Raw genomic sequence first — 19,823 nt, forward strand, 5'->3', positions numbered from 1 at the left:
CAGTATGAGATTAGATAAATATTTAAAAGTTTCTCGCATTATTAAGCGTCGTCCTGTTGCAAAGGAAGTTGCAGATAAAGGGCGAATCAAAGTCAATGGAGTATTAGCCAAAAGTTCAACGGATTTGAAAGTGAATGATCAAATTGAAGTTCGTTTTGGAAATAAAGTATTGACGGTTAAAGTCTTGGAAATGTTGGATAGTACAAAAAAAGAAGATGCATCCAAAATGTACGAAATAATTAGTGAAACAAGGATAGAAGAAGATGCCTAAAAATATCGTTCAAATGAACAATAAATATATCAAAGACGAAAGTCAGCGAAAACGTTTTTTAGAAGAAGAAAGAAAAAAACGCAATCGTTTTCTAGGGCTCGTTTTGATATTGGTCATGTTACTGTTTATTCTTCCAACTTATAATTTAGCCCAGAGCTATCAATCGCTACAAGATAAAAAAGAACAATATAAACAGTTGGAAAAAGAGTATAAAGAAACAAGTGAACAAAAAGAATACCAACAAGACATCGCTAAAAAATTAAAAGACGATGATTATGCAACAAAATATGCACGCGCCAAGTATTCTTTTTCAAAAGATGGTGAATATGTTTATACCATCCCAGATTTACTCCCCCAATAATCGATGGAAAATATCTTACAAACAGTTAAACAATTTCTTGAATTTTCGGATGAAAAATTAGAGGAATTAAAAAAGAAAAACCAAATGGTCAAACTTCAAAAGGATGAAAAGGAAAGGAATACAAGTGTCTAAACGATTTCTGCTCCTATTGTTAGTTCCAATTTTATTTATTGGGTCTCAAGCAGCGAGTGTCGAGCAGTCTGAGTCTTCTCAGACAATGGCTCATCCATCAGAAATTTATTTTTCTTCAATTCCAGCGAACCCTAATGTCTATCGCAAAATTTCTGTTTTTTCTGATCCTCAGTTGAAAAAAGCAAAAGGAGAAATTCTTCCCAACACACCGTTTACAATCGAACAACTCTTTGTAAATGATGAAAGAAAAGCTGTATTTAAAATAGCAGATAAAGGATATGTATTAGCAGATTCTTCTGTCATTTTTTCTGATGTTGTACAAGAAACACAAGAAAAAAAACAAGCCATGTGGCTAAAACCTGGTTTTAAAGTGTACGACCGACCCTTAATAAATGGTGCACAAGAAAAAAATACACCTCTTTCTCCTTATACAAAAGTGACAGTCTTACGTACAGCTAAGACTTTACGAGATGAGTTTGTGGAGATTGAAGGTCAAGGCTGGGTGAACAAAGCATTCGTCACTGAAAAAGATAATCGAATGGAAAAAGTCCAGGACTTGTTAAATAGTAAATACAATTCTTCTTCGTATGGAATCTATGTGAAACAATTAGAGACTGGAAATACTGCTGGGATCAATCCGCAAAAAGAAATGTATTCTGCCAGTGTAACGAAATTACCATACTTGTACTATGTCCAAGAACAACTCAATAAAAAAGCCATTTCTCCATCTACAACCTACAAGTATATTCCAGAAGTAAATGATTTCAAAGGAGGCTATGAACCAGAAGGAAGTGGTAGTCTTTCAAAAACACCAGATGGAAAAGAATATAGTGTTCAAGAGTTGGTAGATAAAATTGCAAAAGAATCAGATAATGTTGGACATAATATCTTAAATTATTATGTCACTCATCAATCAGATCAAGATTTCCAAAAAACTTTGGATAAAATTGCAAAAAAACATTGGGATGTTGAAAAAAGAGAAGCATCCGCTGAAATGGCTGGCAATGTCATGGAAGCTGTTTATCAACAGAATGGCCCTATTATTGATGCGCTCTCCTCTACAAAATATGATGATCAACGGATTGCGCGTGACCTTCCAGTAAAGGTTGCTCATAAAATTGGAGATGCCTATGATTTTAGGCATGATGTTGCGATTGTATACACAAATTCACCCTATGTAATAGCCATTTTTACAGATCATTCGAATTATGATACGATTTCCAACATTTCAAAAGATATCTATGAGGTATTGAAATAATGGAAAAGCGATTTTTAGAGTTTTGTGAAAAACAAGATCTATTTACTCCCCATCGCCGTGTTTTGGTTGCCTTATCTGGTGGATTGGATTCAATGAATCTGTATGAACTTTTATATAAGAATAAAGAACGATTGAAAATCCATCTGGTACTCGCTCATGTCAATCATGGACAAAGACCAGAATCAGATTTAGAAGAAAGTGAACTTCGAACGCTAGCTGATAGGCGAGAGACACGTATTCATGTGGCTCACTATTCGGGTGATTTTACGGAAGCAAAAGCTCGTACCTTTCGTTATGATTTTTTTAAACAGATTATGGAGAAAGAGGATTGCACCGCTTTAGTAACGGGTCATCATGCAAATGATCAAGCTGAAACAACTTTCATGCGCTTGATACGAGGAACAAAATTACGCCATTTAAGTGGTATTCCTGTACGCCAACCATTTGGCAAGGGTGAGTTAATCCGTCCTTTGTTAACTTTTACCAAAGATGAGTTGATGGAAATCCCTCACTTTGAAGACAGTAGCAATGACTCACAGGACTATTTTCGAAATCGTGTACGCCATCAATACCTTCCAGAATTTGAAAAAGAAAATCCCCAAATGCAAGTAAGTCTTCGTTATTTAGCAGAGGAAGTGACTCATTGGCACCAAGCACTGAAAGAATTGACTAGCGAGTTAACCATTCAAGATTTATCTTCTTTTAGAACGTATTCTCATTCTGTACAATCATTCTTATTAGAAGAGTATCTGGCACAATTTCCAGATTTGCAACTTGGTAGGGTACAGTTTCAAGAATTATTAGATTTACTGCGAAAAAAAAGAAATTGCGTTCATTATTTAAAGTCGAATTATGAACTACATCAAGAATATGATTTCTTTGAAATACAAAAAATCAGTCAAAAGTCGGATGACCAACTCCTTCCATTTTTGTTAGAATTTGGGAATATCTTTGAAATTGCAAATTATAAACTATCTTTTGGACAACCATTAGTAGGGGAAAATGTAGAAATTCTTTCTGTTTCACGCGAAACTCCCATCTTAATTAGAAGGAGAAAGGAAGGAGATCAGCTGCTTGTTAATGGACACCATCAAAAATTAAGACGATGGTTTATCAACCATAAAATTCCAATCTCTCTTCGGCAAAAGGCTCTCATTATAGAACAGAATCATAATATTCTTTCTGTAGTGGGATTGGTAACGAGTGATTTGAGTCAGCCCTCAAAAAGTGGTATAATGAAAGATAGTCTTTATATTCAAAAAATAGATAGGTAAAAACATGTTAGAAAAAGATATAAAAAAAGTATTAGTTTCACATGATGAAATTGTAGAAGCAGCAAAGAAATTGGGTGAAACCCTAACAAAAGAGTACCAAGGAAAAAATCCAATTTTTGTTGGAATTTTGAAAGGCTCTGTTCCATTTATGGCAGAGTTGATCAACCACGTAGATACACATATTGAATTGGATTTTATGCTGGTTTCAAGTTATCATGGTGGTACAGCAAGCTCAGGTATTATTAATATTATCAAGGATATCGACCAAGATATTACTGGTAGAGATATTTTATTTGTAGAAGATATTATCGATACAGGCAAAACCCTCAAGAGTCTGAAAGAACTCTTTGAAGAACGAAATGCAGCATCTGTAAAGATTGCTACCTTACTGGATAAACCTGAGGGACGTTTGGTTGAGATTGAAGCAGATTACACTTGCTTTACGATTCCAAATGAGTTTGTTGTCGGATATGGTTTAGACTATGATGAAAATTATCGTAACTTACCATATGTTGGTGTATTAAAAGAAGAAGTGTACTCAAAATAGAGGAGACTAGATGAATAACAGAAAAAACAACGGTTTTGTTCGAAATCCTTTTCTGTATTTGTTGATTATTGTAGCGGCTGTGACAGGATTCCAGTACTTTTTTGCGGGTAATGGAGTTGGTCAAAGTCAGCAAATCAACTACACAGAATTGGTCAAGGAAATTAAAAATGACAATGTAAAGACGATTAGTTACCAACCGAATGGTAGTGTGATTGAAATTGCAGGGACCTATAATAAAGCAAAAGAATCAAAAGAAGATACAGGAATTCAATTTTTTACCCCAAGTGTTCAAAAAGTATCTCGCTTTACTAGTGTCATCCTTCCATCTGATATCACCGTCAATGAATTACAAAAATTAGCAGCTGACCACAAAGCAGAAATCACAATCAAGCGTGAGAGCTCAAGTGGCATGTGGATAACAATTCTCACTTCAATTGTTCCATTTGTTATCGTCATGTTCTTCTTCTTCTCTATGATGAACCAAGGCGGTGGCGGAGGTGCCAGAGGCGCAATGAACTTTGGTCGCAATAAAGCCCGTGCTGCTAATAAAGAAGATATTAAAGTTCGTTTTTCAGATGTGGCAGGAGCTGAAGAAGAAAAACAAGAACTTGTTGAAGTAGTTGAGTTTTTGAAAGATCCAAAACGCTTTACTAAATTGGGAGCAAGAATCCCAGCAGGAGTGCTTCTTGAAGGCCCTCCTGGAACTGGTAAAACCCTTTTAGCAAAAGCAGTAGCTGGTGAAGCTGGGGTGCCATTCTTCAGTATCTCTGGTTCTGACTTCGTTGAAATGTTTGTCGGAGTCGGTGCTAGCCGGGTTCGTTCACTTTTTGAAGATGCTAAAAAAGCAGCACCAGCCATTATCTTTATCGATGAAATTGATGCTGTTGGGCGCCAACGTGGTGTAGGTCTTGGTGGCGGAAATGATGAACGTGAACAAACCCTCAACCAACTTTTGATTGAGATGGATGGTTTTGAAGGCAACGAAGGAATCATTGTTATCGCAGCAACTAACCGTTCTGATGTCCTTGACCCTGCCCTTCTTCGTCCTGGCCGTTTTGACCGCAAAGTATTAGTTGGACGTCCAGATGTGAAGGGGCGTGAGGCAATTCTTCGTGTTCATGCTAAGAATAAGCCACTTGCTCAAGATGTGGACTTAAAATTGGTTGCTCAACAGACACCAGGATTTGTCGGTGCTGATCTCGAAAATGTTTTGAATGAAGCAGCCTTGGTTGCAGCTCGTCGAAATAAAAAAGTAATTGATGCTGCTGACATCGATGAAGCAGAAGATCGTGTTATTGCAGGTCCATCTAAGAAAGATCGGACGATTTCACAAAAAGAACGAGAAATGGTTGCTTATCACGAAGCTGGTCATACAATTGTTGGTTTGGTCTTATCAAATGCTCGTGTGGTTCATAAAGTTACCATTGTTCCACGTGGTCGCGCAGGCGGTTACATGATTGCCCTTCCAAAAGAAGATCAAATGTTACTTTCTAAAGAGGACATGAAAGAACAATTAGCAGGGCTCATGGGAGGACGTGTTGCCGAAGAAATTATTTTCAATTCGCAAACAACAGGTGCTTCAAATGACTTTGAACAAGCAACCCAAATGGCACGTGCGATGGTAACAGAATATGGTATGAGTGAAAAACTTGGACCGGTTCAATATGAAGGAAATCATGCGATGTTTGGTGCTCAAAGCCCACAAAAAATGATTTCAGAACAGACGGCTTACGAAATTGATGAAGAAGTTCGTGGTCTATTGAATGAAGCCCGTAATAAAGCTGCGGAAATTATTCAAGGAAATAGAGAAACGCATAAACTGATTGCTGAAGCTCTATTAAAATATGAAACCTTGGATAGTGTTCAAATTAAATCATTATACGAAACAGGAAAAATGCCTGAAAATTCAGAGCATGAATTAGAAGAAGAAGCAAAACCTCTATCATATGATGAGATTAAGTCAAAATTAGAAGAAAACAACTAATTTAAAAGAAGGAAAATATTTCCTTCTTTCAGAACGTAGACAAACCCTACCAGCAATAGAAACATTGCTATTTTGTAGGTTGGGTACCATATAGTGAAAACTCTTAGGAATGCTGATATCGCGCTATTCTTAAGAGTTTTTTACTTTCTCTATTTTTTAAAAAAGACTGAAGAAAATCGTCCAAAATGGACTTTTCCTTCTTTTTTATTAAAAAAGTGTTGACAGAGTAAAAATATTCTGTATAATAGAATATGTTGTAAAAATGGTCCGTTGGTCAAGGGGTTAAGACACCGCCTTTTCACGGCGGTAACACGGGTTCGAATCCCGTACGGACTATTGATAAACTGTCACCAAGTGGCAGTTTTTCTTTGTATTTGGACAAAATAGTTAAAATAATGACCAAATAGTTGAAAAAACGTGCAGAATAGAAAAAAAGTCCATTGGGCTTCTTTATTTTTATAAAATACAGATAAAAGTAAAGGAGAGCTTATGGAATTTAATAAAATGTATCAAAAAGTAAAATATATCGTAAGAAAATGTGAAAAGGAATATTATATTCAGTTATGGGAAAAGGATGATTGGGAACAAGAAGGACAGCTAACTCTCTTTGAACTTTATCAAAAAAATCCTGAAATTGAAACAAATGAAGAATTACTTTATAAATACTTTAAAACGAAATTTAGAAATCATATTAAAGATAAAATAAGACAACAGGAAAGTGATAAAAGAAAAATAAATAGACTTCCCTATGTTGAAATAGGAGAAATTAGCCACAGAATTTCATCAAGAGAAATATATTTAGATGAGTTGGTTGTACTAAGAGATTCTTTAAAACGTTTTAAAGAAAAATTAACAGTAAAAGAAAAAGAACAATATGAAGCATTACTAACAAATAGAAGATGTCTAGGAAAAACAAAAATGAAAAAGAAATTAGAAAACTATCTAAAAGATTTTAAAAATTCTATTTAAAAACAAAAAGTTAAAAGAGTTAAAAAAACTTGCCCTGTTGTAAAATGAAGTGCAACAAAAAAGACATGTTCATCTGACATACTAGAGTTGCGAAAAACAGTATAAAGGAAAATGAACGTGTCCACAAATTATTCTACCACAAATCAAGCCTACAAACACTTATCTGAAGGTGAACGAGGAAAAATTGAGGCTTATTTATGCTCAGGAATCAAACCTGCGGAAATTGCTCGTCGACTGGGGAAAAATCGCTCTACTATTACTTGTGAAATTAATAAAGGTTCCATAACACAAGTGAAAAAAGTAAATGGGCAGAAGGTTTACTATCAACACTGTTATGCAGATGCTGTCCAAAATCGTTATCGTTATGCTAGAGAAGCTAGTTATTATCTGAAACTGGATCGTGTTTCAGACGACTTTCTGATAGAATTTACAGAAGCTATGAAAGAGAAACCAAGAATACATAGCGTGGATACATTTGTTCACACCTATAAATTAAAACATGTAGATGTAGTTGTACCTTCAACCAAGACGCTCTATATCTATATCCATCATGGATTGTTAGAGATTATGGTTATTGATTTGCCAAGAGCAGTGCGGATCTGTAAGAAATTTAGCAAGCGCCCCTTTACCAAGAAACATCTAGGAAAGTCAATTAAAGAAAGACCAGAAGAGATCAATAATCGTTCCCGTTTTGGAGATTGGTAAATCGATTCTGTTCTGGGGGGAAAGACAGTAGGAGAACCTTCTATTCTGACCTTGGTAGAATGACAAACACGTTATGCTATCACAAAGAAACTCGTAGAGAAGAAGACAGAGTATGTCAATCAAGCCGTATTAGAGTCTATGAAGCTTTACCCGATTAAGTCCATCATTACGGATAATGGAAACAAATTTTTTCATTGGGTGAGATAGAGGGCTTAGATGTTTATTTTGCTCATGCCTATTCATCTTATGACCAAGGTACAAATGAACATTTCAATGGACTACTAAGAGAGTTCATTTCAAAGGGCATCAATGAAAGACCGAGACGAATCCTTGGTTATCAGTCCGCAAAAAAAGCCGTTTGAGCTAAATCAAACAGCTTGAGAAAAACTCACTTAATCAGAGGGACACCTTTGTTGTACTTGACTTGACAATTGGTAAGTAAAAAAACTTTCAAAAAAAATAAAAAAAAATCAAAAAAAGTGTTGACAGTAAGGAGAGGTCATGATATACTAATATAGTTGTCGCGAGAGAGCGACAAAGACCTTTGAAAACTGAACAAGACGAACCAATGTGCAGGGCACTACAACTGAAGTTGTAGTAACTGAACAATAAAAAAACAATAAATCTGTCAGTGACAGAATGAGTTTAAGACAAACAATTATTTTAATGAGAGTTTGATCCTGGCTCAGGATGAACGCTGGCGGCGTGCCTAATACATGCAAGTAGAACGCTGAAGCTTGGTGCTTGCACCGAGCGGAGGAGTTGCGAACGGGTGAGTAACGCGTAGGTAACCTGCCTCTTAGCGGGGGATAACTATTGGAAACGATAGCTAATACCGCATAAAAGTCGACATTGCATGATGTTGACTTGAAAGGTGCAAATGCATCACTAAGAGATGGACCTGCGTTGTATTAGCTAGTTGGTGAGGTAACGGCTCACCAAGGCGACGATACATAGCCGACCTGAGAGGGTGATCGGCCACACTGGGACTGAGACACGGCCCAGACTCCTACGGGAGGCAGCAGTAGGGAATCTTCGGCAATGGACGGAAGTCTGACCGAGCAACGCCGCGTGAGTGAAGAAGGTTTTCGGATCGTAAAGCTCTGTTGTAAGAGAAGAACGAGTGTGAGAGTGGAAAGTTCACACTGTGACGGTAACTTACCAGAAAGGGACGGCTAACTACGTGCCAGCAGCCGCGGTAATACGTAGGTCCCGAGCGTTATCCGGATTTATTGGGCGTAAAGCGAGCGCAGGCGGTTAGATAAGTCTGAAGTTAAAGGCTGTGGCTTAACCATAGTACGCTTTGGAAACTGTTTAACTTGAGTGCAGAAGGGGAGAGTGGAATTCCATGTGTAGCGGTGAAATGCGTAGATATATGGAGGAACACCGGTGGCGAAAGCGGCTCTCTGGTCTGTAACTGACGCTGAGGCTCGAAAGCGTGGGGAGCAAACAGGATTAGATACCCTGGTAGTCCACGCCGTAAACGATGAGTGCTAGGTGTTGGGTCCTTTCCGGGACTCAGTGCCGCAGCTAACGCATTAAGCACTCCGCCTGGGGAGTACGACCGCAAGGTTGAAACTCAAAGGAATTGACGGGGGCCCGCACAAGCGGTGGAGCATGTGGTTTAATTCGAAGCAACGCGAAGAACCTTACCAGGTCTTGACATCCCTCTGACCGCTCTAGAGATAGAGCTTTCCTTCGGGACAGAGGTGACAGGTGGTGCATGGTTGTCGTCAGCTCGTGTCGTGAGATGTTGGGTTAAGTCCCGCAACGAGCGCAACCCCTATTGTTAGTTGCCATCATTTAGTTGGGCACTCTAGCGAGACTGCCGGTAATAAACCGGAGGAAGGTGGGGATGACGTCAAATCATCATGCCCCTTATGACCTGGGCTACACACGTGCTACAATGGCTGGTACAACGAGTCGCGAGTCGGTGACGGCAAGCTAATCTCTTAAAGCCAGTCTCAGTTCGGATTGTAGGCTGCAACTCGCCTACATGAAGTCGGAATCGCTAGTAATCGCGGATCAGCACGCCGCGGTGAATACGTTCCCGGGCCTTGTACACACCGCCCGTCACACCACGAGAGTTTGTAACACCCGAAGTCGGTGAGGTAACCTTTTGGAGCCAGCCGCCTAAGGTGGGATAGATGATTGGGGTGAAGTCGTAACAAGGTAGCCGTATCGGAAGGTGCGGCTGGATCACCTCCTTTCTAAGGAAAAGGAACCCTGTACGTTGGTCTTGTTTAGTTTTGAGAGGTCTTGTGGGGCCTTAGCTCAGCTGGGAGAGCGCCTGCTTTGCACGCAGGAGGTCAGCGGTTCGATCCCGCTAGGCTCCATTAACACTGTAAGGGTGTTAAGCTTGAACATTGAAAATTGAATATCTATATCAAATAGTAACAAGAAAATAAACCGAAACGCTGTAAATATTTAAAGAGTTTAGGTCGCAAGACCAAAAATAAGGTTAAGTTAATAAGGGCGCACGGTGGATGCCTTGGCACTAGAAGCCGAAGAAGGACGTGACAAACGACGAAATGCTTTGGGGAGCTGTAAGTAAGCGATGATCCAGAGATGTCCGAATGGGGGAACCCACTAGCTAATGGCTAGTACTCCTATCTGTTAAGGATAGGTAGAGGAAGACGCAGTGAACTGAAACATCTAAGTAGCTGCAGGAAGAGAAAGCAAAAGCGATTGCCTGAGTAGCGGCGAGCGAAACGGCAGGAGGGCAAACCGAAGAGTTTACTCTTCGGGGTTGTAGGACTGCAATGTGGACATAAAGAGTATAGAAGAATGACATGGGAAGGTCAGCCAAAGAGAGTAAGAGCCTCGTAATCGAAATAGTCTTTATACCTAGCAGTATCCTGAGTACGGCGGGACACGAGAAATCCCGTCGGAATCTGGGAGGACCATCTCCCAACCCTAAATACTCTCTAGTGACCGATAGTGAACCAGTACCGTGAGGGAAAGGTGAAAAGCACCCCGGGAGGGGAGTGAAATAGAACCTGAAACCGTGTGCCTACAACAAGTTCGAGCCCGTTAATGGGTGAGAGCGTGCCTTTTGTAGAATGAACCGGCGAGTTACGATATGATGCGAGGTTAAGTTGAAGAGACGGAGCCGTAGGGAAACCGAGTCTGAATAGGGCGCAATAGTATTATGTCGTAGACCCGAAACCATGTGACCTACCCATGAGCAGGTTGAAGGTGAGGTAAAACTCACTGGAGGACCGAACCAGGGCACGTTGAAAAGTGCTTGGATGACTTGTGGGTAGCGGAGAAATTCCAAACGAACTTGGAGATAGCTGGTTCTCTCCGAAATAGCTTTAGGGCTAGCGTCGACATTAAGATTCTTGGAGGTAGAGCACTGTTTGGGTGAGGGGTCCATCCCGGATTACCAATCTCAGATAAACTCCGAATGCCAAAGAATTATGGTCGGCAGTCAGACTGCGAGTGCTAAGATCCGTAGTCGAAAGGGAAACAGCCCAGACCACCAGCTAAGGTCCCAAAATAATTGTTAAGTGGAAAAGGATGTGGGGTTGCACAGACAACTAGGATGTTAGCTTAGAAGCAGCTATTCATTCAAAGAGTGCGTAATAGCTCACTAGTCGAGTGACCCTGCGCCGAAAATGTACCGGGGCTAAAACAATTTACCGAAGCTGTGGATACCTTTATAGGTATGGTAGGAGAGCGTTCTATGTGTGGAGAAGGTGTACCGTGAGGAGCGCTGGAACGCATAGAAGTGAGAATGCCGGTATGAGTAGCGAAAGACAGGTGAGAATCCTGTCCACCGTAAGACTAAGGTTTCCAGGGGAAGGCTCGTCCGCCCTGGGTTAGTCGGGACCTAAGGAGAGACCGAAAGGTGTATCCGATGGACAACAGGTTGATATTCCTGTACTAGAGTATGTAGTGAAGGAGGGACGCAGTAGGCTAACTAAAGCGTGCGACTGGAAGTGCACGTCTAAGCAGTGAGGTGTGAATTGAGTTAAATGCTTAATTCTGTAACATTGAGCTGTGATGGGGAGCGAAGATTAGTAGCGAAGTTAGTGACGTCACACTGCCAAGAAAAGCTTCTAGCGTTAATCATACTCTACCCGTACCGCAAACCGACACAGGTAGTCGAGGCGAGTAGCCTCAGGTGAGCGAGAGAACTCTCGTTAAGGAACTCGGCAAAATGACCCCGTAACTTCGGGAGAAGGGGTGCTGGCTTTGAGTCAGCCGCAGTGAATAGGCCCAAGCAACTGTTTATCAAAAACACAGCTCTCTGCTAAATCGTAAGATGATGTATAGGGGGTGACGCCTGCCCGGTGCTGGAAGGTTAAGAGGAGTGCTTAGCGTAAGCGAAGGTATGAATTGAAGCCCCAGTAAACGGCGGCCGTAACTATAACGGTCCTAAGGTAGCGAAATTCCTTGTCGGGTAAGTTCCGACCCGCACGAAAGGCGTAATGATTTGGGCACTGTCTCAACGAGAGACTCGGTGAAATTTTAGTACCTGTGAAGATGCAGGTTACCCGCGACAGGACGGAAAGACCCCATGGAGCTTTACTGCAGTTTGATATTGAGTGTCTGTGCCACATGTACAGGATAGGTAGGAGCCATAGAGATCGGGACGCCAGTTTCGATGGAGGCGTTGTTGGGATACTACCCTTGTGTTATGGCCACTCTAACCCGGTAGGTTTATCATCTACGGAGACAGTGTCTGACGGGCAGTTTGACTGGGGCGGTCGCCTCCTAAAAGGTAACGGAGGCGCCCAAAGGTTCCCTCAGAATGGTTGGAAATCATTCGCAGAGTGTAAAGGTATAAGGGAGCTTGACTGCGAGAGCTACAACTCGAGCAGGGACGAAAGTCGGGCTTAGTGATCCGGTGGTTCCGTATGGAAGGGCCATCGCTCAACGGATAAAAGCTACCCTGGGGATAACAGGCTTATCTCCCCCAAGAGTTCACATCGACGGGGAGGTTTGGCACCTCGATGTCGGCTCGTCGCATCCTGGGGCTGTAGTCGGTCCCAAGGGTTGGGCTGTTCGCCCATTAAAGCGGCACGCGAGCTGGGTTCAGAACGTCGTGAGACAGTTCGGTCCCTATCCGTCGCGGGCGTAGGAAATTTGAGAGGATCTGCTCCTAGTACGAGAGGACCAGAGTGGACTTACCGCTGGTGTACCAGTTGTCTCGCCAGAGGCATCGCTGGGTAGCTATGTAGGGAAGGGATAAACGCTGAAAGCATCTAAGTGTGAAACCCACCTCAAGATGAGATTTCCCATAACTATATGTTAGTAAGAGCCCTGAGAGAAGATCAGGTAGATAGGTTAGGAGTGGAAGTTGTGTGAGCAATGGAGCGGACTAATACTAATAGCTCGAGGACTTATCCAAAGAGTCAGAAGATATTGACAAAGTTAGGTTTAGTTTGTTAGAATATAGATATTCAATTTTGAATGTTTAAACATTCAGAGTTAAGTGACGATAGCCTAGGAGATACACCTGTACCCATGCCGAACACAGCAGTTAAGCCCTAGAACGCCGGAAGTAGTTGGGGGTTGCCCCCTGTGAGATAAGGAAGTCGCTTAGCAAGAGATTGAGCCTAGATGATCTAGGCTCATTTGGGAGTTTAGCTCAGCTGGGAGAGCATCTGCCTTACAAGCAGAGGGTCAGCGGTTCGATCCCGTTAACTCCCATAGGTCCCGTAGTGTAGCGGTTATCACGTCGCCCTGTCACGGCGAAGATCGCGGGTTCGATTCCCGTCGGGACCGTTAAGATAATGAAAATTATTTTAAGACTCGTTAGCTCAGTTGGTAGAGCAATTGACTTTTAATCAATGGGTCACTGGTTCGAGCCCAGTACGGGTCATATTTTGCGGGTTTGGCGGAATTGGCAGACGCACCAGATTTAGGATCTGGCGCTTTACGGCGTGGGGGTTCAAGTCCCTTAACCCGCATAGAAGAATAATAATGAGCCGGCTTAGCTCAGTTGGTAGAGCATCTGATTTGTAATCAGAGGGTCGCGTGTTCAAGTCATGTAGCCGGCATTTTTTTATATAAAGAAAGCGATGCGAACGTAGTTCAGTGGTAGAACACCACCTTGCCAAGGTGGGGGTCGCGGGTTCGAATCCCGTCGTTCGCTTGAGGAGGCCGGGGTGGCGGAACTGGCAGACGCACAGGACTTAAAATCCTGCGATTGGTAACGATCGTACCGGTTCGATTCCGGTCCTCGGCATAGATTTAGGTTGAAAGAAGCACCCTTAGCTCAACTGGATAGAGTACCTGACTACGAATCAGGCGGTTAGAGGTTCGACTCCTCTAGGGTGCATGGTCGTGAGACTATGTAAGAATAGAATAAGGAAGAGCACCCTTAGCTCAACTGGATAGAGTACCTGACTACGAATCAGGCGGTTAGAGGTTCGACTCCTCTAGGGTGCATAAGGCGAAAGCTTTAGATCGGGAAGTAGCTCAGCTTGGTAGAGTACTTGGTTTGGGACCAAGGTGTCGCAGGTTCGAATCCTGTCTTCCCGATATTATGGCGGTGTAGCTCAGCTGGCTAGAGCGTCCGGTTCATACCCGGGAGGTCGGGGGTTCGATCCCCTTCGCCGCTATATTGTTGATCTTGTTGGACCTTTAGCTCAGCTGGTTAGAGCTCTCGGCTCATAACCGAGTGGTCGTAGGTTCAAGTCCTACAAGGTCCATTATAAGTTTTGGAGGATTACCCAAGTCCGGCTGAAGGGAACGGTCTTGAAAACCGTCAGGCGTGTAAAAGCGTGCGTGGGTTCGAATCCCACATCCTCCTTTTTAATTAACGCGGGATGGAGCAGCTCGGTAGCTCGTCGGGCTCATAACCCGAAGGTCGTAGGTTCAAATCCTGCTCCCGCAATTTGGCTCGGTAGCTCAGTTGGTAGAGCAATGGATTGAAGCTCCATGTGTCGGCGGTTCGATTCCGTCTCGCGCCATTTCCTTTGTTAATAAGCGGGTGTAGTTTAGTGGTAAAACTACAGCCTTCCAAGCTGTTGTCGCGAGTTCGATTCTCGTCACCCGCTTTGAACAATTGTTCATTTTTTACCAAGTTGTTTAACTTGGGCGCGTAGCTCAGGTGGTTAGAGCGCACGCCTGATAAGCGTGAGGTCGGTGGTTCGAGTCCACTCGTGCCCATTTTGGAGAATTACTCAAGAGGCTGAAGAGGACGGTTTGCTAAATCGTTAGGTCGGGTAACTGGCGCGGGGGTTCGAATCCCCCATTCTCCGTATAACTATGAAGTTTGAGATAGGATCTCAAACTATTTTTTGTATTTTTGTAGGTTTTTTATGTTATTGAAACGTTTTTTTAAGATATTTAGTCTCTTGTTTGTTTTAGTTGTAGCAGGGGTTCTGTTTTTATTCCCATCAGTTCGAAATACTATTGTTATAAAATCTTCTGATGTTTTAACTATTTTTGATCAAGCTATTTCTATTCCGTTTTCTGTGATTGAGTCTAAGTCAAATGACATTAAAAATTTATCAAAAATTAATGATGAAAATATTTCTTTAAAGTCTAAAATATATCAGATAGATATTAATCACTCTAAACTAAATCGTTTAGAGTCTGAAAATAAAGAGTTAAAGGATTTATTGAATTTAAAAAATTCGGTATCAGGTTCAAAACAAGTTGTTGGGGAGATTGTTGACAGAAATTACAGTTCTTGGAATGAACAATTTGTGATTGATAAGGGGAGTTCTGATGGAATTTCAGACTCAATGTTTGTTCTTTCTTCAGGGGGGGTTATCGGAGTTGTTGATAACTTGGAGAAAAACTCTAGTAGAATTAAATTACTGGTTGGGAATGATATTTCTTCTCAACATTTGACACTTAAGATTGAAGATAAAACACAATCTATCTTTGCTTTATTAATTGGCTTTGATGATAAAACGGGTGAATTTCGTTTGCTGCAAATTGGTGATTCTGTTGACATTAAAAAAGGGTCTCTTGTTTCGACAAGTGGGCTTGGTAAATATAAGACCAGTGATTTACCTGTTGGTACGGTATCTTCAGTAAAAAAAGCATCAGATCAGTTAGGACAAGAAATTAGAGTAAAACCTAAAGCAAGTTTGGATGTTAATCGTTATGTACTTCTGATTGGAGAATAATGTGAGATTATTACGCAAATACTATTTTTTTCCTTTGTTATTGTTTTTGTCTTTGTTTATTGATGGGCAATTTTCTTTCATTTTCTCGCGTTTTATTCCAAATCAATTTGAAGCTATTTCATTTCTATTTTTTTATGGCTTTATGATGTTGAGTCTCTATTTTTCAGAGATATCTTGTATTTGGTTGGGTATTTTCTTTGGTTTTTGTTTTGATGTGTATTTTCTAAATACTCTTGGAATCTCCTTTTTGCTATTTCCATTATTACAAATAATATTTTATCATTGGAATCAAGTTATTCTACTTAATCGTTTAACTCGCTTTTTAACATTTTTACTAACGATTTTTTGTTTTCAACTTCTTGCTTCATTTCTTGAGATTTTTTTAATTGGTATTAAATTTGATTTATTTTCGTTAGTTGTTTTTCAAATTGCACCAAGTTTACTTTTGAATTTATTTTTATTACTAATTTTTCAACCTCTATTTGAAAAGATTTATTTATAAATTCGAAACAAAAATGTAACAATAGCGTAACATAAATTAGTGATAAAATTTGTTATACTAGTTAGTGTCTTATTGGAAAGGGAAAATTATCTAATGAAGAAAAAATTATTTGCTACAATCTTGTTGAGTACAGTTGCCTTGTCACAAGGTGCTGTGGTGGCTGGTGTGTCAGCTGACTCCACAGATGATAAGATTGCTGCTCAAAATAACAAAATCAATAGTATTAACCAACAACAACAAAGTGCACAAGCTCAAGTAGATCAAATTCAAGGTCAAGTATCCGAAATTAAAAAGCAACAAGCGGATCTTCAAGCTGAAAATGATCGATTGAATGAGGAATCAGAAAAATTGTCTGCTGAGATTGATGAGTTATCAAAAAATATTGTTGCTCGTCAAGAATCGCTTGCAAATCAAGCACGTAGTGCTCAAACGACAGGAACTGCTACAAGCTACATTAATGCGATTGTGAGTTCTGGTTCTTTAACAGAAGCTATTTCACGTATTTCTGCTATGAATGAAATTGCAGATGCTAACAACAAGATGTTGCAAGAGCAAAAGCGTGATAAAGAAGATATTGCTCAGAAACAAAAAGAAAATAATGATGCCATCAATACTGTTATTGCAAACAAACAGCAATTAGAAGATGATGCGCAGGCTTTGACTACAAAAGAAGCTGAATTGAAAGTGGCACAATTGAACTTGGCGGCTGAAAAATCGACTGCTGAAAATGAAAAGAATGCTTTGTTGCAACAAAAAGCTGAGGCTGAAAAAGCAGCGGCAGCGGCAGCAGCAGCTGAAGCAGCTTACCGTGCTAAACAACAAGAACAACAGGCTGCTGTGAAGGCTTCTGCTAATACGACTCTTCAAGCACAAGTACAGGCAGCAGCACAAACACCTGCTACGGCTTCAGCAGCACAACCAGTTGCTCAAACTCAAGCAACAGCTCAAGCGGCAACTGTTTCTCGTCAAACATATAGTTCATCTGCATCATCTTATCCAGTTGGTGAATGTACTTGGGGTGCGAAGACATTGGCTCCATGGGCTGGCGATTACTGGGGTAATGGTGGTCAATGGGCAGCAAGTGCAGCAGCAGCTGGTTTCCGTACTGGATCTCAACCACAAGTTGGTGCGATTGCATGTTGGAATGATGGTGGTTATGGACACGTAGCTGTTGTTACAGCCGTTCAATCTACAACAAGTATCCAAGTCTCTGAGTCTAATTATTTAGGTAATCGTAGTATTGGTAACTACCGTGGATGGTTTAATCCAGTTAATGCTCAAGGTACTGTTACTTATATCTATCCAAACTAAGAATAACATTGAAGTAGAACATTAGTTCTGCTTCTTTTTTTGAGAGAATTTAGGTAGTGATAGTTTTTGTATTTTCCATAAATTAATATTTGAATATTTGATAAAAAAGCGATAAAATGATTACAGGAGAAATTTGTGCTGACTGTACAATTTGGTTTTAGATTTTAGTGGAGGAAATCATGTCATTTTCTGATTTAATGCTCTTTGCCTTGTCGTCAAATCAAGAATTGGCTCAACGTGTGTCTCGTGAAATGGGACTACCGCTTGGAAAGTCAACGGTTCGTCAATTTTCTGATGGAGAAATTCAGGTTAATATTGAAGAATCAATTCGTGGGAAAGATGTTTATATTTTACAATCGACTAGCTCACCGGTTAACGATAATCTAATGGAAATTTTGATCATGGTAGATGCGTTGAAACGTGCTAGTGCGCAATCTATTAATGTGGTGATGCCGTATTACGGCTATGCTCGTCAAGACCGGAAAGCTCGAGCTCGTGAACCAATTACTTCTAAGTTGGTAGCCAATATGCTTGAGGTTGCTGGAGTTGATCGTCTGTTGACAATTGATTTGCACGCTGCTCAAATTCAAGGTTTCTTTGATATTCCTGTGGACCACTTGATGGGAGCTCCTTTAATTGCTGATTATTTCGAGCGCCGTGGTATGATTGGAAAAGACTATGTTGTTGTCAGTCCAGACCATGGTGGAGTAACCCGGGCACGTAAGTTAGCTGAGTTTTTGAAGACGCCAATTGCAATTATCGACAAACGTCGGAGTGTTGATAAGATGAATACGAGTGAGGTCATGAACATCATTGGGAATGTTGAAGGTAAGACTTGTATTTTAATTGATGATATGATTGATACAGCAGGTACGATCTGCCACGCGGCTGATGCTCTTGCAGAAGCTGGTGCTGTTGAAGTCTATGCGAGCTGTACACACCCTGTCCTATCAGGGCCAGCAATGGAAAATATTCAAAAGTCAGCGATCAAGAAGCTGGTTGTCTTGGATACAATTTATTTACCAGAAGAACGCTTGATTGATAAGATTGAACAAATTTCGATTGCGAAACTTCTTGCTGAGGCTATTATTCGTATCCATGAAAATCGGCCACTTTCACCTTTGTTTGAAATTGGAAATGCGAAGAAATCTTAAAAATAATGAAGAGGCTGGGGAACTAGTCTCTTTTTTAGGAAAGGAGATGTTATGAAAGTAGTAGAATGGTGGCAGAAACGGGAAAAAGAAAAGAAACAGAAAAAATTGCTCACTGCAGCACAAAAGTTAGAAGCTAAGGCGGATCCGAGTTTACCGAAGAAAAGATTACCAAAGAATGGCGCAGTGAAATAAACAAACCAAATATGAAAGAGATCGTTGGGCGGTTTCTGAAAGAATGATAGTAAATATCATGGAACGATTCATGAAATTGTTTTGGATAGGTATTTGAAAGAATGAACAGGATGTAATATAAACAACCAAATACTTAGTGGAATTATTAATGTAAACTAGGATTTATCACTATTGTGAAGCTGTAGGAAGTGTATTCGGAATGGCTCTCAAATCTTGTATGTTTTGCATTTAAATAAATAGAAATCTTAAACTTTTTTTAAAAAATAAGAAAAAAAGTCTTGACATAGGAAGAATATCCTAGTATACTAGTCATAGTTACGAAGTAACGATTAATTTTTGAAAAGAAAAAAGGAGATAAAACAATGAAAAAAGTTTTATTATCATCAGTAGCAGCTCTTGCAGTATTTGCTGCAGCAGCACCTGTATTTGCACAAGGTGAAAACCCAAGTGCATCTAACCAATTGATCCAAAAGAAATATGTTTCATGGCGTGATGCAGCAGATGAAGCTAACACTCAAGTAGCAGCTCATGAAGCAGAAATCAAAGAAGAAACTCTTCGTCAACCAGGCGTTGTAGCAGCACAACAAGCTCTTGATAAAGCTAATGCAATTGTTGGTCATGACCACGAACAAGCGGTAAAACGTGCTCAAGAAGACTATAACACTGCTTATAACGAAGCATACAACACAGTTCGCAACCGTTACATCCAAGTTCTTCAACAAAAATACATTGAAGCTGCTAAAGCTCAAGGTAACTACTACGATGAAACAGCTGTAGAAGCTAACCGTACAAATGAACAACGTATTGCAGATGACATCAAAGCTCAAACTGGTAAAGACGTTACTGTTACTAAAGATGAAAATGGTAACTATGTAGTTAAAGACGAAAAAGGTAACGTTGTTGCTACTGTTGACAAAGACGGTAAAACAGTTAAGGCTGATGCTAAAGCTGGTAAAGCTCTTCCAAAAACAAGCGCAGTTAAATAATTTGATTATTAATTAGCTCGAAACGAATATCACTGAGTCCTAGGGCTCAGTGATATTTTTTAGAGAAAAAATCGTCATAAG

General features: G+C 40.4%; 14 protein-coding genes, 20 tRNA genes, 3 rRNA genes and 1 pseudogene. All 38 read left to right on the forward strand.

All coding sequences use genetic code 11. The annotated features are described in order from the left end of the window. Nucleotides 1–4: 4 nt before the first annotated feature. The 38 genes and pseudogenes from HMPREF0833_RS07275 to abpA all read left to right on the forward strand — a co-directional run bounded on the left by HMPREF0833_RS07275 (nt 5) and on the right by abpA (nt 19,742). Complete coding sequence (locus HMPREF0833_RS07275; protein ID WP_003002258.1) at nt 5–271, forward strand: RNA-binding S4 domain-containing protein; 267 nt, start codon at nt 5–7, stop codon at nt 269–271. After that, nucleotides 264–632 (forward strand): FtsB family cell division protein, encoded by a 369-nt coding sequence (locus tag HMPREF0833_RS07280; protein WP_003009251.1) that lies wholly within the window; start codon nt 264–266, stop codon nt 630–632. Before HMPREF0833_RS07275 ends, HMPREF0833_RS07280 begins: the two co-directional genes overlap by 8 nt. 3 nt (nt 633–635) lie before the next feature. Continuing rightward, a complete protein-coding gene (locus HMPREF0833_RS11055; RefSeq protein ID WP_003018429.1) occupies nt 636–764 on the forward strand; it encodes an SP_0009 family protein in 129 nt (42 codons plus the stop codon). Next, on the forward strand, nt 736–2,022 hold the full coding sequence (locus HMPREF0833_RS07285) for a serine hydrolase (protein ID WP_013904372.1): 1,287 nt from the start codon (nt 736–738) through the stop codon (nt 2,020–2,022). The genes HMPREF0833_RS11055 and HMPREF0833_RS07285 overlap by 29 nt, the downstream gene beginning before the upstream one ends. Continuing rightward, nucleotides 2,022–3,296, forward strand: a complete 1,275-nt coding sequence (tilS, locus tag HMPREF0833_RS07290) for a tRNA lysidine(34) synthetase TilS (RefSeq protein ID WP_013904373.1) — start codon at nt 2,022–2,024, stop codon at nt 3,294–3,296. The genes HMPREF0833_RS07285 and tilS overlap by 1 nt, the downstream gene beginning before the upstream one ends. Before the next feature lie 4 nt (nt 3,297–3,300). Next, nucleotides 3,301–3,843, forward strand: coding sequence for a hypoxanthine phosphoribosyltransferase (gene hpt, locus HMPREF0833_RS07295; protein WP_003018402.1), 543 nt, complete (start codon nt 3,301–3,303; stop codon nt 3,841–3,843). Between the two features lie 10 nt (nt 3,844–3,853). Next, nucleotides 3,854–5,827, forward strand: a complete 1,974-nt coding sequence (gene ftsH, locus HMPREF0833_RS07300) for an ATP-dependent zinc metalloprotease FtsH (RefSeq protein WP_003002062.1) — start codon at nt 3,854–3,856, stop codon at nt 5,825–5,827. Between the two features lie 264 nt (nt 5,828–6,091). Continuing rightward, a tRNA-Glu gene (locus HMPREF0833_RS07305) sits at nt 6,092–6,163 on the forward strand. Nucleotides 6,164–6,316: 153 nt separating this feature from the next. Next, on the forward strand, nt 6,317–6,796 hold the full coding sequence (locus tag HMPREF0833_RS07310) for a hypothetical protein (RefSeq protein ID WP_013904374.1): 480 nt from the start codon (nt 6,317–6,319) through the stop codon (nt 6,794–6,796). A gap of 111 nt (nt 6,797–6,907) precedes the next feature. Continuing rightward, nucleotides 6,908–7,882, forward strand: a pseudogene (locus HMPREF0833_RS10425) (IS30 family transposase). A gap of 281 nt (nt 7,883–8,163) precedes the next feature. Further along, nucleotides 8,164–9,711, forward strand: a 16S ribosomal RNA gene (locus HMPREF0833_RS07320). 53 nt (nt 9,712–9,764) lie between these two features. Next, a tRNA-Ala gene (locus tag HMPREF0833_RS07325) sits at nt 9,765–9,837 on the forward strand. A gap of 123 nt (nt 9,838–9,960) precedes the next feature. Next, nucleotides 9,961–12,860: ribosomal RNA gene (locus HMPREF0833_RS07330) — 23S ribosomal RNA — on the forward strand. Between the two features lie 80 nt (nt 12,861–12,940). Beyond that, nucleotides 12,941–13,056 (forward strand): 5S ribosomal RNA (rrf, locus tag HMPREF0833_RS07335). Together the 16S, 23S and 5S rRNA genes with 19 tRNA genes alongside form the textbook arrangement of a ribosomal RNA operon. Nucleotides 13,057–13,089: 33 nt before the next feature. Next, nucleotides 13,090–13,162: transfer RNA gene (locus tag HMPREF0833_RS07340), tRNA-Val, on the forward strand. 2 nt (nt 13,163–13,164) lie between these two features. After that, nucleotides 13,165–13,237 (forward strand) — tRNA-Asp (locus tag HMPREF0833_RS07345). Between the two features lie 24 nt (nt 13,238–13,261). Further along, nucleotides 13,262–13,334 (forward strand) — tRNA-Lys (locus tag HMPREF0833_RS07350). 6 nt (nt 13,335–13,340) lie between these two features. Next, nucleotides 13,341–13,422, forward strand: a tRNA-Leu gene (locus HMPREF0833_RS07355). A gap of 17 nt (nt 13,423–13,439) precedes the next feature. Continuing rightward, nucleotides 13,440–13,512: transfer RNA gene (locus tag HMPREF0833_RS07360), tRNA-Thr, on the forward strand. 23 nt (nt 13,513–13,535) lie between these two features. Continuing rightward, nucleotides 13,536–13,607 (forward strand) — tRNA-Gly (locus tag HMPREF0833_RS07365). Nucleotides 13,608–13,614: 7 nt separating this feature from the next. Then, a tRNA-Leu gene (locus HMPREF0833_RS07370) sits at nt 13,615–13,700 on the forward strand. 19 nt (nt 13,701–13,719) lie between these two features. Next, nucleotides 13,720–13,793 (forward strand) — tRNA-Arg (locus HMPREF0833_RS07375). A gap of 36 nt (nt 13,794–13,829) precedes the next feature. Further along, nucleotides 13,830–13,903, forward strand: a tRNA-Arg gene (locus tag HMPREF0833_RS07380). Between the two features lie 19 nt (nt 13,904–13,922). Further along, a tRNA-Pro gene (locus HMPREF0833_RS07385) sits at nt 13,923–13,996 on the forward strand. A 6-nt stretch (nt 13,997–14,002) separates the two neighbouring features. Then, nucleotides 14,003–14,076: transfer RNA gene (locus HMPREF0833_RS07390), tRNA-Met, on the forward strand. Between the two features lie 16 nt (nt 14,077–14,092). After that, a tRNA-Ile gene (locus HMPREF0833_RS07395) sits at nt 14,093–14,166 on the forward strand. Between the two features lie 11 nt (nt 14,167–14,177). Continuing rightward, a tRNA-Ser gene (locus tag HMPREF0833_RS07400) sits at nt 14,178–14,267 on the forward strand. 10 nt (nt 14,268–14,277) lie between these two features. After that, nucleotides 14,278–14,351: transfer RNA gene (locus HMPREF0833_RS07405), tRNA-Met, on the forward strand. A gap of 3 nt (nt 14,352–14,354) precedes the next feature. After that, nucleotides 14,355–14,427 (forward strand) — tRNA-Phe (locus HMPREF0833_RS07410). Between the two features lie 16 nt (nt 14,428–14,443). Further along, nucleotides 14,444–14,514, forward strand: a tRNA-Gly gene (locus tag HMPREF0833_RS07415). 38 nt (nt 14,515–14,552) lie between these two features. Then, nucleotides 14,553–14,626, forward strand: a tRNA-Ile gene (locus tag HMPREF0833_RS07420). Between the two features lie 4 nt (nt 14,627–14,630). Beyond that, nucleotides 14,631–14,718 (forward strand) — tRNA-Ser (locus HMPREF0833_RS07425). Between the two features lie 60 nt (nt 14,719–14,778). Continuing rightward, on the forward strand, nt 14,779–15,597 hold the full coding sequence (gene mreC, locus HMPREF0833_RS07430) for a rod shape-determining protein MreC (RefSeq protein WP_013904377.1): 819 nt from the start codon (nt 14,779–14,781) through the stop codon (nt 15,595–15,597). A 1-nt stretch (nt 15,598) separates the two neighbouring features. Further along, complete coding sequence (mreD, locus tag HMPREF0833_RS07435; protein WP_014712608.1) at nt 15,599–16,099, forward strand: rod shape-determining protein MreD; 501 nt, start codon at nt 15,599–15,601, stop codon at nt 16,097–16,099. Nucleotides 16,100–16,192: 93 nt separating this feature from the next. Further along, nucleotides 16,193–17,410, forward strand: coding sequence for a peptidoglycan hydrolase PcsB (gene pcsB / locus HMPREF0833_RS07440; RefSeq protein ID WP_003015415.1), 1,218 nt, complete (start codon nt 16,193–16,195; stop codon nt 17,408–17,410). 179 nt (nt 17,411–17,589) lie between these two features. Next, nucleotides 17,590–18,564 carry a ribose-phosphate diphosphokinase gene (locus tag HMPREF0833_RS07445; protein ID WP_003015400.1) on the forward strand — a complete coding sequence of 325 codons (975 nt, stop codon included), beginning with the start codon at nt 17,590–17,592 and terminating at the stop codon, nt 18,562–18,564. A gap of 51 nt (nt 18,565–18,615) precedes the next feature. Then, a complete protein-coding gene (locus HMPREF0833_RS10915) occupies nt 18,616–18,756 on the forward strand; it encodes a hypothetical protein (protein ID WP_013904380.1) in 141 nt (46 codons plus the stop codon). Nucleotides 18,757–19,118: 362 nt separating this feature from the next. Next, nucleotides 19,119–19,742 (forward strand): amylase-binding adhesin AbpA, encoded by a 624-nt coding sequence (gene abpA / locus HMPREF0833_RS07450; protein WP_013904381.1) that lies wholly within the window; start codon nt 19,119–19,121, stop codon nt 19,740–19,742. Nucleotides 19,743–19,823 lie beyond the last annotated feature (81 nt).

The sequence above is a fragment of the Streptococcus parasanguinis ATCC 15912 genome, assembly GCF_000164675.2.
GTDB classification, from domain to species: domain Bacteria; phylum Bacillota; class Bacilli; order Lactobacillales; family Streptococcaceae; genus Streptococcus; species Streptococcus parasanguinis.